This window comes from Flavobacterium sp. Root420 (assembly GCF_001427905.1).
In the GTDB taxonomy this organism is placed as follows: domain Bacteria; phylum Bacteroidota; class Bacteroidia; order Flavobacteriales; family Flavobacteriaceae; genus Flavobacterium.
On record NZ_LMEF01000023.1, the window covers coordinates 254186 to 270157 of the forward strand.

General features: G+C 32.8%; 15 protein-coding genes. 5 read left to right on the top strand and 10 right to left on the bottom strand.

Annotated elements, in window-relative coordinates; genetic code table 11:
• Positions 1-206 precede the first annotated feature (206 nt).
• On the top strand, positions 207-620 hold the full coding sequence (locus ASC72_RS13140) for a thiol-disulfide oxidoreductase DCC family protein (protein WP_056191417.1): 414 nt from the start codon (positions 207-209) through the stop codon (positions 618-620).
• A 142-nt stretch (positions 621-762) separates the two neighbouring features.
• Here ASC72_RS13140 and ettA read toward each other — a convergent pair whose 3' ends face one another.
• From ettA to holA, 3 genes are all read right to left on the bottom strand, one after another.
• Complete coding sequence (gene ettA, locus ASC72_RS13145; protein ID WP_056191419.1) at positions 763-2454, bottom strand: energy-dependent translational throttle protein EttA; 1692 nt, start codon at positions 2452-2454, stop codon at positions 763-765.
• Between the two features lie 70 nt (positions 2455-2524).
• Positions 2525-2701, bottom strand: a complete 177-nt coding sequence (locus ASC72_RS13150) for a CAL67264 family membrane protein (RefSeq protein WP_198528495.1) — start codon at positions 2699-2701, stop codon at positions 2525-2527.
• A 71-nt stretch (positions 2702-2772) separates the two neighbouring features.
• Positions 2773-3777, bottom strand: coding sequence for a DNA polymerase III subunit delta (gene holA, locus ASC72_RS13155; RefSeq protein WP_056191424.1), 1005 nt, complete (start codon positions 3775-3777; stop codon positions 2773-2775).
• A 74-nt stretch (positions 3778-3851) separates the two neighbouring features.
• On the opposite strand from holA, the gene ASC72_RS13160 reads away from it, so the two are divergent.
• From ASC72_RS13160 to ASC72_RS13170, 3 genes are read left to right on the top strand one after another with little or no spacing between them, the layout of a single operon-like run.
• On the top strand, positions 3852-4304 hold the full coding sequence (locus ASC72_RS13160) for a type I restriction enzyme HsdR N-terminal domain-containing protein (RefSeq protein ID WP_056191426.1): 453 nt from the start codon (positions 3852-3854) through the stop codon (positions 4302-4304).
• A gap of 19 nt (positions 4305-4323) precedes the next feature.
• Positions 4324-5343 (top strand): glycosyltransferase family 2 protein, encoded by a 1020-nt coding sequence (locus tag ASC72_RS13165; RefSeq protein WP_056191427.1) that lies wholly within the window; start codon positions 4324-4326, stop codon positions 5341-5343.
• Between the two features lie 34 nt (positions 5344-5377).
• On the top strand, positions 5378-6211 hold the full coding sequence (locus ASC72_RS13170) for an OmpA family protein (protein ID WP_056191429.1): 834 nt from the start codon (positions 5378-5380) through the stop codon (positions 6209-6211).
• Positions 6212-6399: 188 nt separating this feature from the next.
• Here ASC72_RS13170 and ASC72_RS13175 read toward each other — a convergent pair whose 3' ends face one another.
• From ASC72_RS13175 to ASC72_RS13195, 4 genes are all read right to left on the bottom strand, one after another.
• Positions 6400-7020, bottom strand: coding sequence for an L-threonylcarbamoyladenylate synthase (locus ASC72_RS13175; RefSeq protein ID WP_056191431.1), 621 nt, complete (start codon positions 7018-7020; stop codon positions 6400-6402).
• A 311-nt stretch (positions 7021-7331) separates the two neighbouring features.
• Complete coding sequence (locus ASC72_RS13180; protein WP_056191433.1) at positions 7332-9668, bottom strand: ATP-dependent helicase; 2337 nt, start codon at positions 9666-9668, stop codon at positions 7332-7334.
• Between the two features lie 584 nt (positions 9669-10252).
• Positions 10253-10552, bottom strand: a complete 300-nt coding sequence (locus tag ASC72_RS13190) for a hypothetical protein (protein WP_056191434.1) — start codon at positions 10550-10552, stop codon at positions 10253-10255.
• A gap of 106 nt (positions 10553-10658) precedes the next feature.
• Positions 10659-11426 carry a TSUP family transporter gene (locus ASC72_RS13195; RefSeq protein WP_056191436.1) on the bottom strand — a complete coding sequence of 256 codons (768 nt, stop codon included), beginning with the start codon at positions 11424-11426 and terminating at the stop codon, positions 10659-10661.
• A 124-nt stretch (positions 11427-11550) separates the two neighbouring features.
• Here ASC72_RS13195 and ASC72_RS13200 point away from each other — a divergent pair, with 124 nt between their 5' ends.
• Complete coding sequence (locus ASC72_RS13200; protein WP_056191438.1) at positions 11551-12072, top strand: hypothetical protein; 522 nt, start codon at positions 11551-11553, stop codon at positions 12070-12072.
• 78 nt (positions 12073-12150) lie between these two features.
• On the opposite strand, the gene ASC72_RS13205 is transcribed toward ASC72_RS13200, so the two are convergent.
• From ASC72_RS13205 to ASC72_RS13215, 3 genes are all read right to left on the bottom strand, one after another.
• A complete protein-coding gene (locus tag ASC72_RS13205) occupies positions 12151-13050 on the bottom strand; it encodes a patatin family protein (protein ID WP_056191440.1) in 900 nt (299 codons plus the stop codon).
• Positions 13051-13194: 144 nt separating this feature from the next.
• Entirely contained in the window at positions 13195-15264 is a 2070-nt protein-coding gene (locus ASC72_RS13210) for a M1 family metallopeptidase (protein WP_056191442.1), read from the bottom strand.
• Positions 15261-15932 (bottom strand): transposase, encoded by a 672-nt coding sequence (locus ASC72_RS13215; protein ID WP_056191444.1) that lies wholly within the window; start codon positions 15930-15932, stop codon positions 15261-15263. Before ASC72_RS13215 ends, ASC72_RS13210 begins: the two co-directional genes overlap by 4 nt.
• Positions 15933-15972: the final 40 nt, after the last annotated feature.

A 15972-nucleotide genomic window follows, 5' to 3' on the forward strand; every position in this document is an offset into this window, starting at 1 on the left:
ATTAAAAATTGTCAAAATTAAAATAAAGCGATTTAAATGAAGATCTTCAAAATTACGAGAAAGAAGATCGTTGTTTTTTAAAAATGGCTTAAAATAAATTTATGACAGCATGTTTTGATTTGTAAATTTTATATGAATTTTCATTTTAATAGATAAAACAAATACCTATAAAACATTGCATTTTAAAACCTAAAAATCTAACACTCATGACTGACTTTCCACCAAATAAAAAAATAATTCTCTTCGATGGCGTTTGCAATTTATGCAACAGCGCCGTTCAATTTATCATCAAAAATGATAAAAAAGATATTTTTCGTTTTGTGGCTTTGCAATCAGATTTTGGGAAAGAGATTTGTAACTATATTGGTGTTGATCAGAATAAAATTGATAGTATAATTTTATATAATCCTGGTGTTGCTTATTACTATAAATCTTCAGCTGCTATAGAAATTGCAGAAGAACTGGGAGGAATTTATAGTCTAATATCTATTATTAGAATCTTTCCTGAAAAACTTAGAAATTATATTTATGACTATATTGCCAAGAATCGCTACAAATGGTATGGCAAAAAAGAAAGCTGTATGATTCCTACTCCGGAATTGAAAGCTAAGTTTCTTTAAATTCCAATTTACAAAATTCCAAATTCCAATTATCACTTTTTTTGTCATCCCGAGGAATTACAAGATTGAACATAAAAAAATCCCAAATTCAAATCACTTAAGATTAGAATTTGGGATTTTTAAATTTGAAATTTATTAGAAATTATCTAATCAACTTTCTGTACTTCAAACGTTTTGGAGTTAAATCACCACCTAAACGTTTCTTTTTATTTTCTTCGTATTCAGAGAAACCTCCTTCAAAATAGTAAACTTCAGAATCTCCTTCAAAAGCCAGAATGTGTGTACAAATTCTGTCTAAGAACCATCTGTCGTGAGAAATAATTACAGCACAACCTGCAAAATTCTCCAGACCTTCTTCAAGTGCACGAAGTGTGTTTACATCTAAATCATTCGTAGGCTCATCCAGTAAAAGTACGTTTCCTTCTTCTTTTAAAGTCATTGCTAAGTGCAAACGGTTACGTTCACCTCCTGAAAGCATTGAAACTTTCTTGTTTTGCTCACCTCCACCAAAGTTAAAACGAGATAAATAAGCTCTTGAGTTTACTTGCTTTCCACCCATCATAATCAATTCCTGACCATCGGCAAAATTTTCCCAGATCGATTTATTCGGATCAATATTAGAGTGCGACTGGTCAACGTAGGCAATTTTCACTGTTTCTCCAACTGAAAATTCTCCACTATCCGTTTTTTGCTCGCCCATAATCATTTTGAAAATGGTTGATTTACCAGCACCGTTTGGCCCAATAATTCCAACAATTCCAGCTTGCGGTAAAGTGAAATTTAAATTATCATACAACAATTTATCTCCAAAAGCTTTTGCTACATTTTTAGCTTCAATTACATTGGTTCCTAAACGCGGACCGTTCGGGATATAGATTTCCAGATTTTCATCCAGTTGTTTTTGATCTTCGTTTAATAATTTGTCGTAGTTCTGTAAACGCGCTTTTTGCTTCGTTTGACGCCCTTTTGCTCCCTGACGAACCCAGTCCAACTCGCGTTCTAACGTTTTTCTGCGTTTAGAAGCTACTTTTTCTTCTTGTGCCATACGGGTTGATTTTTGGTCTAACCACGAAGAATAATTTCCTTTCCATGGAATACCTTCTCCTCTATCCAGCTCTAAAATCCAACCAGCAACATTATCAAGGAAATATCTATCGTGCGTTACGGCAATTACAGTTCCGGCATATTGCGCTAAATGCTGCTCTAACCAAAGTACAGACTCTGCATCTAAGTGGTTAGTAGGCTCATCAAGTAACAATACATCAGGCTGCTGTAACAACAAACGACATAAAGCCACACGACGACGCTCACCTCCAGAAAGGTTTTTAATTGGCGTATCTCCTTCCGGCGTACGCAAAGCATCCATTGCAATTTCAAGTTTTGTATCGATTTCCCAAGCACCAAGAGCATCAATTTTATCTTGCAAAGCGGCCTGACGATCCATCAACTTGTCCATTTTGTCCTGATCTTCGTAATTCTCCGGAAGACCAAATAAGTCATTAATTTGATTGTATTCTTCTAAAACCGCCATTGTTTCTGCGGCTCCTTCACGAACAATTTCGATGACTGTTTTAGAATCATCAAGAATAGGCTCTTGTTCTAAATAACCAACCGTATAACCAGGCTGAAAGACAACATCACCCTGATAATTTTTATCTACTCCGGCAATAATTTTCAAAAGAGAAGATTTTCCAGAACCATTTAAACCTAAAATACCAATTTTAGCTCCGTAAAAGAAACTCAAATAAATATTTTTAAGCACTGGTTTGTCTGCTCCTTGATAGGTTTTACTCAATTTTTGCATTGAGAAAATTACTTTCTTATCGTCTGACATTTTATATATTTTTTATTTTAATTAATTATTTTCTATTGAATTTTAATATTGTTATTGCAATTGAATTTTTCTAAACTCTTCCTTTCAAAGCATTAAAAACCCAGGCATTCGCTAAAAAGCCAACACCAACGGCCACAAAACCCCAGCCCGATACTTCGCTGTATCTAAAAGCGCCAAGACCTATAAGTAACAATCCCATAAGTATCATTATAAAAGTAGCCCATCCTAAAACGGTATTTTTATTCATTCCCATAATTGTAATAATTATTTTTAATGTGATTTATTTTTAGAAGTGCAAATATCGTGAATTTCCACGGCTTAATTAAATATTTTATATAGCATTTCTTTAAGCAAATCTGATTGTGGTAAAGCATTAGCGCCAACACCCTTGCTTTTAACATCCACATCACGCAAAGCACCAACAATCTGACTCACTTTCCGCATCGGATAATTTTTTACAGCCAAATCATATTCTTTTAGAAAATAAGGATTTACGCCAATTGCTGAAGCTACATTTTTTGGGTTTTTATCTTTCAATCCATGGTATTTCAAAAGCTGAACAAAAAAACCAAACACCAATCCGGTCGTCATTACCAGTGGATATTCTTTAGGATTATGAGCAAAATTTTCGGCAATTTTATATGCTTTTAACTGATTCCGCTCGCCAATAGCTTTTCTTAATTCAAAAACATTATAATCTTTACTAAAACCAATATTCTCCTCAATATGTTGTGGCGTAATTACAGTACCCTGTGGCAAAATAATTTGTAATTTTTCCAGTTCGTTATTAATTTTACTCAAATCTGTTCCTAAAAACTCTACCAACATAGCGTTTGCTTTAGGATCAATAGTATATTTTTTACCGGCAAGAACTCGTTTTATCCAATCACCAACCTGGTTTTCGTATAATTTTTTACTCTCGTAAACGATACCATTTTGTGCTAATAATTTGGTTACTTTTTTACGTTTGTCCAGTGTTTTGTATTTATAACAAAAAACCAAAACCGTAGTTTGCATTGGATTATTAACATAGGACTCGATTTTATCTATTGTTCTGGATAAATCTTGTGCTTCTTTCACAATAACAACCTGACGGTCAGACATCATAGGATAGCGCTTGGCCGTTGAAACAATATCTTCAACAGAAACATCTCTTCCGTATAAAACCGTTTGATTGAATCCCTTCTCTTCTTCTGAAAGAACATTTTCCTCAATATATTCCGATAATTTATCAATGTAATAAGGTTCTTCTCCCATTAAAAAATAAATTGGCTTTATATTTCCCGCTTTGATATCATTAACAATTTTTACAACTTCGTCCATTTTATTTTAAGTGCAGATTTTAGATTTTAGATTTCAGATTGAAAACCATAATCTTTATTTTATATTTTTGCTTTATGTTAAAGCTAAATTTTCCTTCATATCCTTTTCGATTCAAAAATAGCGAAAATAAAGTGTCTATTTTTGATGAAATCAGAAAAAAATTCATCATTCTTACTCCTGAAGAATGGGTTCGTCAGCACGTTGTTCATTATTTAATGAATGAAAAAAAATACCCAAAATCCCTCATAAACGTAGAGAAAGTTTTAACAGTCAATGGCTTACGAAAACGCTATGATGTAGTGGTATTCAATTCTGACGGTTCTATACATATATTAGTAGAATGCAAAGCACCAGAAGTAAAAATATCACAGGCAACTTTTGATCAAATTGCCCGTTACAATATGACAATGCAGGCACGGTTTTTGAAAGTCACAAACGGTCTGAATCATTTTTATTGTCAGATGGATTTTGAAAATGAAAAATATGAGTTTTTAAAATCATTGCCGGATTACAAAGAAATTTATTAAATCATAACATCACATACTTTTGGATAAAATAGCAGTTGTCATTTTAAATTGGAATGGAAAAAAATTGCTTGAGCAGTTTTTGCCTTCAGTTCTTCAATTTTCAGCAGAAGCTACTATCTATGTAGCCGATAATGCTTCTACAGACGATTCAATACATTTCGTCAAACAAAATTTCCCAACCATAAAAATTATCCAAAACAATGGCAATCATGGTTTTGCAAAAGGGTATAACGATGCTTTAAAGGAGGTAAATGCCGAAATATATGCCTTAGTCAATTCAGATATTGAAGTAACAGAAAATTGGTTAAAACCAATACTTGAAACTTTTGACGCTGAAAAACAGACCGCAATTATTCAGCCCAAAATTCTTGATTATAAAAACAAAGACTATTTTGAATATGCCGGTGCTGCTGGTGGATTTATTGATAAATATGGTTTTCCTTATTGTAGAGGACGCATTTTTGATACCATTGAAAAAGATAATGGGCAGTATGATGATAACTGTGAATTATTCTGGGCTTCGGGAGCTTGTTTCTTTATCCGAAAAGAAGTATATGATGAATTGAAAGGTTTTGATGAAAGCTTTTTTGCGCATCAGGAAGAAATTGACTTGTGTTGGCGTGCTGCAAATGAGGGACATATTATTAAGTACAATTCTAAATCAGTTGTTTATCATCTTGGAGGCGCGACATTGCAACAGGGAAATCCGAGAAAGACATTTTTAAATTTTAGGAATTCATTGCTAATGCTTGTAAAAAATTTACCAAAAAAAGGATTGTTTTTTAGAATTTTCTTTCGAATGATTTTAGATGGAATCGCTGGTATTCGTTTTCTTACACAAGGAAAATTCAGCCATACTTTAGCAATTCTAAAGGCCCACTTTTCTTTTTATTGTATATCTTTAAAATATCTTCGGGAAAGAAAAGATTTTCAAATACAGCAATACTATACCGTAAAAAGTATCGTTTACCTATATTACATTAAGAGATTGACTGTATTTAAAGAAATCTTTAACAGTAATCAAAATATTAAAAACTAAATTTGTAATCAACGTTTAATTAAATATAATACCTATGAGAAAAATAGTTATCGCACTATCAGTATTAATGGCCTTAACTTCTTGTGTATCGAAAAAGCAATACGCAGCATTAGAAGCTAAGAACAAAGAGACACAAGATTTATTAAACTCTTGCACAGTTAAATTAAATTCTTGTTTAGAAGAAAAAGCAGGATTAGCAGCTACAGCTGAAAGTTATAAAGCACACAATCAAGACTTAATAAACAGCTCTAAAGATTTAACTGTATTAACTACTAAAGGAGCTGAAAACCTTGAAAAATCTCTAGAGAGTTTAAAAGAAAAAGATTTAAAAATCTCCAGACTTCAGGATGCCTTAACTAAAAAAGACAGTGTGACATTAGCATTAGTTACAAGTTTAAAAGGTGCTGTTGGAATCAACGATCCGGATATCGAAATCAATGTTGAAAAAGGAGTTGTATTTATTTCTATCGCAGATAAATTATTATTCAAAAGCGGTAGTTATGAAGTAAGTGATAAAGCAAAATCTGTTTTAGCTAAAGTTGCAAAAGTAGTTAATGACAAGCCAGATTTCGAATGTATGGTTGAAGGTCATACTGATGATGTTCCATACAAAAGCAATGGTATAATTCTGGACAACTGGGATTTAAGTGTTAAACGTTCTACTTCTATTGTGCGTGTATTAACAAATGATCTTGGAGTTAACCCTGCAAAATTAATTGCTGCTGGTAGAAGTTCATATGTACCTTTAGTTGCAAATGACAGCGCTGAAAACAAAGCACGTAACAGAAGAACTCGTATTGTGGTTATGCCAAAAATCGATCAATTCTACGATATGATTGAAAAAGAAATGAAAAAACAAGCTAAATAATTAGCGTTTTACATACTTTAAAAAACTAAAAAGCAGGTCAATTGACCTGCTTTTTTGTATTCTTAATTCTTTTAATTCGGCAATTAAATGCAAATCAAGAACAACATTATTTTTAATTAACTAACTAAATTTTAACTATCCTAAAGTTAGTTATTTATTTTAAACTTTTATGCAATTTCAGTATTTTTTTACAAAATATCAATATCTCCCTTTCCTTCCCTTACAATTACAGGCTCGTGTTCAGATAAATCAATAATTGTCGACCCTACATTGTCACCATAACCGCCATCAATTACCATATCAACAAGGTTCTGCCATTTCTCAAAAATCAATTCCGGGTCTGTTGTATATTCTATTACATCATCTTCATCACGGATAGAGGTTGAAACTATTGGATTTCCTAATTGACGTACAATCTCTAAAGCAATATTATTATCCGGAACACGAATCCCTACCGTTGTTTTCTTTTTAAATTCTTTAGGCAAATTATTATTCCCCGGCAAAATAAAAGTATAGGGACCAGGTAATGCCCTTTTTAAAATTTTAAAAGTTGCCGTATCGATCTGTCTTACATAATCTGATAGATTACTCAAATCGTGACAAATAAAGGAGAAGTTTGCTTTTTCTAACTTTACTCCCTTAATCTTAGCAATTTTCTCTAAGGCACGTGAATTGGTAATATCACAACCCAAACCGTAAACAGTATCAGTTGGATAAATTACCAAACCGCCATTTTGAAGCACTTTTACCACTTTTGCAATTGCAGCTTCACTTGGTTTATCAGGGTATATTTTTATGAACTCAGCCATTTTTTTTTAGAATAAAGATGTTAGATTATAGAATAAAGACTAAAGTTTATTCCTTTTAAAACTTTTAGTGTATATAGTTAATTCACATGCAAATAAATTCAATTAAAATGAAGAATATTTCCATTTCCACGGAATATAAAGAAAAAATGTGAACAATGAAAATCAAGTCCCTGCAAAAACATCATGAGTTAAAAACTAAATATGTCGTTATCAACAAATAAGTACCCTCCAAAAAACTGATAATTTCAATTAAATTAAGTTTTATGAAAAGTCTTTTTTCTTGCCTCTATTTATTTTCTTTCTTCTATTTTTTAACCTATTATATCAAGCTTTGCAAATCTCAGTAATAGTTTTTTAATTCCACCAACTTCAAATTTTATTTCAGCTTTTTTATCGGGACCAAAACCTTCTAAATTAACAACTTCACCTTTTCCAAAACGTTCGTGCATTACTACATTTCCAATAGTTAGTTTACTATCAAATAAATTCGCATTTGAGGCACTTGGTGCATTACCTGCAACAGGTTTTAGCTTGCGAATATTTAAATCCGGTTTTGGCTCGTTATCGGTAATATGTTTTGGTGGCGTTCCTCCTATTGGTTTTGCCAGTCGTAATTTAGATTTATCAACATCTCCAAAAATATCACCGTCAATCATCGGTTTGTAACGGTAATTACTTTCTGCAGGCGTTAAATATTCTAAATACTGCGGATCGATCTCTTCAATAAAACGCGATGGCTCACTATCTGTCAGTTTCCCCCAACGGTAGCGCGATTGCGCATATGTCAGATACGCCTGATGTTCTGCACGAGTTAAAGCTACGTAAAATAAACGACGTTCTTCTTCTAATTCACTTCTGGTGCTCATACTCATCGCACTTGGAAACAAATCTTCTTCCATACCAACCACAAAAACATGAGGAAACTCAAGTCCTTTTGCCAGGTGAATCGTCATTAAGGCTACACGATCTTCATCAGAAGTATCTTTATCTAAATCAGTTGCAAGTGCAACATCTTCCATAAATTCAGATAAAGCTCCTCTTGCACCGTCAATTTCTCTTTGGCCTTCAGTAAAATCTTTTATACCGTTTAAAAGCTCTTCAATGTTCTGAATTTTTGCCATTCCTTCAGGTGTAGCATCTTTTTTCAATTCCTGAACCAAACCTGTTTTTTTGGCAACGTGATCTGTAATATAAAAGGCATCCTGGTTTTCATTGATTACCTGAAAACTCTGAATCATCGTCACAAAATCATTCAGTTTATTCTTTGTTCCGGTATTCAGTTTTAAATCGATCTTATCAATATTTACCATTACTTCCCAAATCGAACGTTTGTAATGATTCGCAGCAATCGTAAGTTTTTCAACAGTTGTATCTCCTATTCCACGAGCTGGATAATTAATCACACGAACCAAAGCCTCTTCATCTTTTGGGTTGATTATCAAACGCAGATAACACAAAACATCTTTGATTTCTTTACGTTGATAAAAAGACAATCCACCATAAATTCGATACGGAATATCGCGTTTTCTTAATGCATCCTCCATCGCACGCGACTGAGCATTAGTACGATACAAAATGGCAAAAGCTCCATTATGAAGCTGATTTTGCATTTTCTGTTCAAAAATGGTACTGGCCACAAAACGTCCTTCTTCTGCATCCGTCAAACTACGATGAACCTTAATTTTTGCTCCAAAATCATTCGCCGTCCAAACTACTTTATCCAGTTTGGTTTTATTATGTTCCATTACAGTGTTTGCCGCTTCAACAATATTTCTGGTCGAACGGTAATTTTGCTCCAAACGAAACATTACAACACCTTCATAATCCTTCTGAAAATTTAGGATATTATTAATATTCGCTCCACGAAAAGCATAAATACTCTGAGCGTCATCTCCAACTACACAAATATTCTGAAATTTATCAGATAAAGCCCTAACAATCAAATACTGAGAATGATTTGTATCCTGATACTCATCAACCAAAATATAACGGAAACGATTCTGATATTTCGCTAAAACTTCTGGAAAACGAGTTAGTAACTCATTAGTTTTCAATAATAAATCATCAAAATCCATGGCACCGGCCTTAAAACAGCGCTCTACATATTGCTGGTAAATTTCTCCCAATCTCGGTCTTTTTGCCATTGCATCGGCTTCAACCAATTCAGGATTGTTGAAATAGGCTTTTACTGTAATCAAACTATTTTTATAGCTTGAAATTCGGCCTAAAATCTGCTTTGGTTTATAGATATCACGATCCAGCTGCATTTCTTTAATAATAGAAGAAATAAGTCTGGCGGAATCTTGTGAATCATAAATCGTAAAATTGGAAGGGTAACCCAAATGATCCGATTCTGAACGAAGAATACGGGCAAAAATTGAGTGAAAAGTTCCCATCCATAGGTTTTTAGCCTCCGTTGCTCCCACAATATCCGAAATCCTGTGTTTCATTTCACGGGCCGCTTTATTTGTAAAAGTAAGCGACAAAATGTTGAATGCATCAACACCCTGCGCCATCAAATAAGCAATTCTAATAGTTAAAACACGGGTTTTTCCAGATCCTGCACCAGCAATAATAATCATTGGCCCGTCTTTCTTTAAAACGGGTTCTCGTTGTGCTTCGTTTAGCTGGTCAATATATTTTTGCATGAAATTTTTCTCCTTTTATGCAAAAATAGCAATTAAAGATGTAAAAAGAAAGATACTAAGAGACTAAGGTTCTAAGTTACTAAGATATTTTAAAATTGGTTAATTAGGTCATTATAAAATATTTGTCCGAAGCAAAACAAAGGGCTCTTTTTCAGACAGCATTCCCGCTTTCGGCTATATCTCTCCTCCCGATAGCCATCGGGATGCGAGGATACCACCTCTATCGGGGCTCAGATACAAACAATTGGCTTCTTTTAAATATCTTGAAAGAAAATTCCTTAATTTTAAATAATCTTATATTTGCAAAACTTATGAAATAAAATGAAAATAGTAATTACTGAAGTAGCTGAGAAAACATATTTTGACATCCTGTATAAATACTCTGAAAGTAAATCAGCTTCTTTTTCTAAAATACTATTTCAATTCTGCACATGATTGAACATAATAATCAAATTGGATCTAGATATAAAAAAACTTCCTATCGAAAATTCTTAATATCAAATCAAGTTTATTTGTTTTACAAAATCGAACTTCAAGTAATTTATGTAGTTCTTTTTTGGGACAACAAAAGAAATCCAACAAATTTAGATATTGTACTTAGCTTTTAGTTTTTCTTTAAAATCTGAAAAATCTATCGTTCTCCCTGCTTTAATATCTTCTTCGCTTTTTTCTAGCTGCTGAAGTAAAATTTCTTCAGGAAATAAAAGTGTAGTAATTAGCTTAACTTCTTGATGAGTGAAGTTTTTCGATTTTAACTTTCTATAATAAGTTGCGTGTTTTAAACCTAATTTTTGCATAAAAAATTCTGCTTTATAATACGACTTACCTATTAATTCAGGTAGACTATTGATGTAATTCTCGTAATTTTCAACTATTTCTATCATCTTATGATACCATTAGTATTAATATAATACAAATATACTCCAATTAAATGATAGTAAACAAAAAACAGAATAAAACTTAGCACTCAGAATCTCACCCTCTTATACCTTATTTAAAAAACACATCATACGCAAATCGAATCAAAGTACCGATTACCACAACCAAAAAGAAAATCCGAATAAAGCCATTCCCTTTATTGATTGCCAGTTTAGCGCCAAGCCATCCTCCAAGTCCATTGCTGACTGCCATCGGAATCGCGATTGTCCATATGATTTTTCCTTTTATCATAAACAAGCAGATTGAACCGAAATTAGTAGCCAGATTTACCATTTTAGCATTCGCAGAAGCATGCAAAAAATCGAAGCCTAAAAGCGCTATAAAAGCCACAACAAAAAAACTTCCGGTGCCAGGACCGATAAATCCATCATAAAAACCAACAATCACACTGATAACAACTGCGTAAATTATTTGTGTTGTTGGTGAATGATCTTTTGCAACATGCTGACCAAAATTTTTCTTCGCATAAGTATATATGAATAGTAAGGACAAAACCACGAGCAAAAGCGGTTTCATAAAGTCATTACTCACCATTGTCAAAATTGTAGAACCCAAAAATGCTGAGGGAACGGCTAAACACATCATAATCAAAAGTAATTTCCACTGAATAACTACTTTTTTCAAATATTGGAAAGCAGCAAAAGCAGTTCCGGTAAAAGCTGGTAATTTTAAAGTTCCAATAACTGTAGAAACCGGTAAATTGGGCAATAAAATTAATCCCATTGGTGTTTGAATGAGTCCTCCGCCACCAACAATTGCATCAATAAATCCTGCAGCAAAAGCAGCTAAACAAAGTAAAATTATAATATAGCTTTCCATTAATATTGTGTTTCATTTGGTTTTGAGAACTGTACACAAAAGTAAACTTCCCTTTTATTTATTACAATAGAATTACTATTGTTTTCTCAGCAAAAATTATATTTTTGTTGAAAAATTAAACCAAATGGATTTTACAAGAATTATAGAATTAGCGAGTTATACTTTACCAGCCATCGTTACCGGATTTGTGGCTTATAGTTTTTTTGAACTACATATTAAAAACAATGATAAAAAACGTAATTTTCTGTTAAACAGGGAATATCAAAAACAATCTTTACCTATACGTTTACAGGCTTACGAGCGTATGACTTTATATTTAGAGCGTATCAACCTGACCAAATTATTGATTAGAATTGCGCCAATTTCAAACGAAAAACATGATTATGAAAACTTCGTAATCGACCAAATTGAACAGGAATTCGAACACAATTTAACGCAGCAAATTTATATGTCTGATGAATGTTGGACAATAATTACAACCGCTAAAAACTCAACGATACAAATTATCCGTAAAGCTGCAATGAGCGACAGAGTCGACAGCGCTGATAAATTAAGAGAGAAAATCTTGAATGATTTATTAGAGAAACAATCTCCTAGCAATGCTGCTTTGGGTTATATTAAAAATGAGGTTTCAGAACTTTGGTAACATTTTAATTTTAGAGTTCCGATTTTAGATTTTAGATCCCGCACAGACAATCTAAAATCTAAAATCAACAATCTAAAATTACCTATTATCACTCATAACCTCAGACTTATTCTGAGCGTATTCATAACCTTGCTCCCACCATTCTTTCATCACTTCCTTATTAAAAATTAACGCATTATCAGTCAGTTTTGTGGGCGTATAATATAAGTTAAGTTTCACATTCTTATTGTTTGCCATAAGTTTTCCTATAGCAATATCATGTTTTTCAACCTGATCCAAGGCTATTCGGAACAAATCAATCATTAGTGAAAACGGATTTTTACCAATAACAGTTTTATCCATATTTACTTCAGTTTCTAAGATAATTACATCAATTTCTGTCGCACCACGGTTGATCGCTTCCCGAATTGGCACTAAACTTGAAAACCCGCCATCGCCATATTCGCAATTGTCTTTCTCCACCAAACTCATAAAAGGCACGTAGTTACTGGAGATCCAGGACCAATCGCAAAATTCCTCATACGTACAATCTTTTACCGATTTGTATTCTGATTCGTTTTTAGTAAAATTAGTTACAGTAATAACGACATCATTATTCAGTTTTTTTAGTTTATTAAAATCTGATAAGGAAAAATTATTTCTAATATATTTCTTCAAACCTTTGCTTTCGCCAAAAGTTCTTTTTCCTTTAAAAAACTGACGTATTACATTAAAGTGGTTAATCGTTACAATATCAACTCCATCTTTATTTTTAACTACAAATGGGCAAATATTGAAAATGCTTCCCATGGTAACATTCGTATAAACTGAGTGAATTTTTTTGATGTGACCTAAAGCCAAATGCGGAATAAGTAAACTTCCTGTAGAAGTTCCTAAAAACAAATCGTATTCGTAATTTTTTTCTTCTATTAGGTATTGCGCAACACCGCCGGCAAATGCTCCTTTACTTCCTCCACCAGAAATAACCAATGCTCTCATATATTTAATGTAGGTTTTGTATTTATTTAGAGAATAGAGCAAAGAAGCAAGAGCAAAGACTTTCCTATTCACTTTTTAAACTTTTGCTCTTTACTCTATATTCTATATTCTATTCTCGTCAATCTTTCCTCTTGTTTCTTGCTTCTACTTCTCTATCTCTTTCAACAAACGATTCAATTGAAACTGTTCATCGGGGGTCAAATTAGGCAAAATTCTTTCAAACGAAGCACGCATTTCAGGATTTTTTAATAACAATCTTATTGTATCTCTTCCAAATTTTGAAAATTGCCACATATGATGCGTTGTTGCTCCAACTAAATTACTCAAAACCTGATCGTTAATAATTTTAAAAGCAATTAACTTTTCGAGTGCATTTTGTCTTGTTGTGGCTTCATATTTTGTAGATGAAAATGCGGTTAATTCGGCAATTAAAGATTCCGGATTATCTGCATAATTTGAGGTTGACAGAGCCAATGAAAGCCATAAAGTGCGAAGATTATAATCGTTGAAACCAATCCAATCTTTCGATTTATTGAGATAAGCTATGCGATGCTCCGGAAAATTTCTCCATAAATAATACAAAGCAATTTCCTGGGTTTGGTATGATTTATCATCAAGTAACGTTTCATATTCTGTTCTAAAATCTTCGGGTATTTTTGATAATGAAGCAGCAACAGCCTGACGAACCTGAATATTATTCGTCTGCAAAGCAATTAGTAATAAGGCTTTTTTTACTTCAAATTTTTCATTTTCCAATTGATCAACAATCGCTTCTTTTATAGAATGATAAATATCTGATTCTAAAGTTTTTTTAAGGAAAGCTTCCTTTTCAGTCAACGGTGTTTTCTTCAATTTATCTATTTCCAACCGAACCTGAATCGCTTTATTCTTACTCAATAAAGCATTGGCCGCCGATGTATCAAAAACAGTCGATTCTAACCAGGTTTTCTGTAATTTATCTAGATCAAAATTAGATACTTTTCTTATTTCATCGAAGAAATTTTGTGTGTTTACGGTTTGATAAGCATACTTTTTTAAATAACTTTTTATTGCTTTTTTGAAAGCTTTGTCTCCAATCGATTCATGCAAAACAAACAAGACCCATGCTCCTTTTTCATAAAAAGTCAATGAACTCGCTTTGGCATTTAAAACCGGAATTGTATCTGTTCTTGAGGCAAATTTTATCTGTTGTGCTGTATCGTATAACTTCGAATAGAAATAATCGTCGCCGTAAATTTCTCTTTCAGCCAAAGCCGCGTAATAAGTTGCAAAACCTTCCTGAAGCCAGTGATGTGTACTGCTTTCGGCTGTAATTAAATCACCAAACCAATGATGAGCCAATTCGTGCGCGTCGACATTAGTATAATTTCTATCTTCAAAACCAATTGAATCTACCACATATCGCGTGGCAAAAAGCGTTGAAGTTGTATTTTCCATTCCGGCATAAAGGAAATCGCGAACCGGAATTTGTCTGTAAATTTCCCAAGGATATTGTACTCCAATTTCTTTCTCCAAAAAATCAAAAATACGTTTTGAATAACGATAGGTTGGTTCAAAACGATTGGCATCTTTGTGTTCTAAATAATATTCTAGCGGAGTTTTAGATTTTGCCGTAAATTCTTTTTTATCATATTTTCCAACGGATAACATTACTAAATAAGAACTCATTGGTTTTTCCATTTCATATTGCCAATGAATCAAATTTCCAGTTGAGTTTTTCTCTTTTAAAATTCCATTCGAAACGACCTGATATGATGCATCGTATGTAATCCCCAAATTAAAAATCACCTTTTCGTTGACATCATCAAAACTCGGAAACCAATTACTCGTGTATCTTCCCTGTCCCTGCGTCCAGATTTGTACTTCATGATTTTCAATAGCAACAAAATACAAAGCCTGTTTGGGTTTAACAGAATATTCAAAAGTTAAATGATTTTCTCCTTTCTGGAAATTATTTACGATTTGCAATTGCTTGCCAGTATTTACAAAAACAGCCTCTTTATTATTGAGTTGAACTTTAGTAAACTCCATGTTTTTGGCATCGATCTTAATAGTATCAATTGGATTTAAAACCTCAAATTGATAATCAACAGAACCTGAAACAGATTTTTCCTTTGCATTTAAAGATAATTGCCCCGAAACGGTTTTGAAATCTACAAATTTGGTTTGCTGTGCAAAAATAAAAGTGGTAAATATTAAAAAGATGTATTTCATTGAAAATTAGAATTTATGGAATCCATTTCCCAAGACCTTGGATTACTTTTTATATAATTATAAATCGTTTCAAATCTTTTGTAATTACGAACAATATGATCGTGATAATTAGATTGCCATATTTTTGTGGAATTGGCTTCGTTTTTCACTTCACGAATATTATTAATTTGCATTGTTGTGACTGATTTGAATAACGTCACAAATGATGAAATTGATTTGGGTGTACGGGATAATTTAATTTCCAAATGATTTTGACTCCTATTCCCGTCTCGATTATCACGTAGAGGCGCACAGCAGTGCGTCTCGGCAACGTTTGACCCAATCTTTGTCGATATGCCGGGCGTAGACGCACTGCTGTGCGCCTCTACGATATGCATTGTGGATAAAACATCATTTATATTTTGAATTTCTATCAACAAATGCACATGATTTGGCATCACAATCCAATTATGGAAAAACCAGTTTTTACGAATTCTAATAGATTTCAGAAGCTCATTCTCTACAATTTGACCATTTTCATTTAAAATCATTTTCTCATTCTCGATAGATCCAAAAATACATTCTCGATTTTGAGCAACTATTGTTATGAAATAAATCGCTTCGCTGGAATAATCCCAATTTTTCAGTCTTTTGGAATCAATTTTATATTTATCCTGAAATAATGTCATTTATTGGCGTATAAGAATCCAAAGTTACAAAGGTTTCACC

Bases quoted from the DNA above. Each gene is read 5' to 3' on its own strand.
- ASC72_RS13200 (WP_056191438.1), top strand. From the start codon at position 11,551: ATGGATTTTACAAGAATTATAGAATTAGCGAGTTATACTTTACCAGCC.
- ASC72_RS13210 (WP_056191442.1), bottom strand. From the start codon at position 15,264: ATGAAATACATCTTTTTAATATTTACCACTTTTATTTTTGCACAGCAA.
- ASC72_RS13150 (WP_198528495.1), bottom strand. From the start codon at position 2,701: ATGAATAAAAATACCGTTTTAGGATGGGCTACTTTTATAATGATACTT.
- holA (WP_056191424.1), bottom strand. From the start codon at position 3,777: ATGGACGAAGTTGTAAAAATTGTTAATGATATCAAAGCGGGAAATATA.
- ASC72_RS13160 (WP_056191426.1), top strand. From the start codon at position 3,852: ATGTTAAAGCTAAATTTTCCTTCATATCCTTTTCGATTCAAAAATAGC.
- ASC72_RS13205 (WP_056191440.1), bottom strand. From the start codon at position 13,050: ATGAGAGCATTGGTTATTTCTGGTGGAGGAAGTAAAGGAGCATTTGCC.
- ASC72_RS13180 (WP_056191433.1), bottom strand. From the start codon at position 9,668: ATGCAAAAATATATTGACCAGCTAAACGAAGCACAACGAGAACCCGTT.
- ASC72_RS13195 (WP_056191436.1), bottom strand. From the start codon at position 11,426: ATGGAAAGCTATATTATAATTTTACTTTGTTTAGCTGCTTTTGCTGCA.
- ASC72_RS13175 (WP_056191431.1), bottom strand. From the start codon at position 7,020: ATGGCTGAGTTCATAAAAATATACCCTGATAAACCAAGTGAAGCTGCA.
- ettA (WP_056191419.1), bottom strand. From the start codon at position 2,454: ATGTCAGACGATAAGAAAGTAATTTTCTCAATGCAAAAATTGAGTAAA.
- ASC72_RS13140 (WP_056191417.1), top strand. From the start codon at position 207: ATGACTGACTTTCCACCAAATAAAAAAATAATTCTCTTCGATGGCGTT.
- ASC72_RS13215 (WP_056191444.1), bottom strand. From the start codon at position 15,932: ATGACATTATTTCAGGATAAATATAAAATTGATTCCAAAAGACTGAAA.
- ASC72_RS13170 (WP_056191429.1), top strand. From the start codon at position 5,378: ATGAGAAAAATAGTTATCGCACTATCAGTATTAATGGCCTTAACTTCT.
- ASC72_RS13190 (WP_056191434.1), bottom strand. From the start codon at position 10,552: ATGATAGAAATAGTTGAAAATTACGAGAATTACATCAATAGTCTACCT.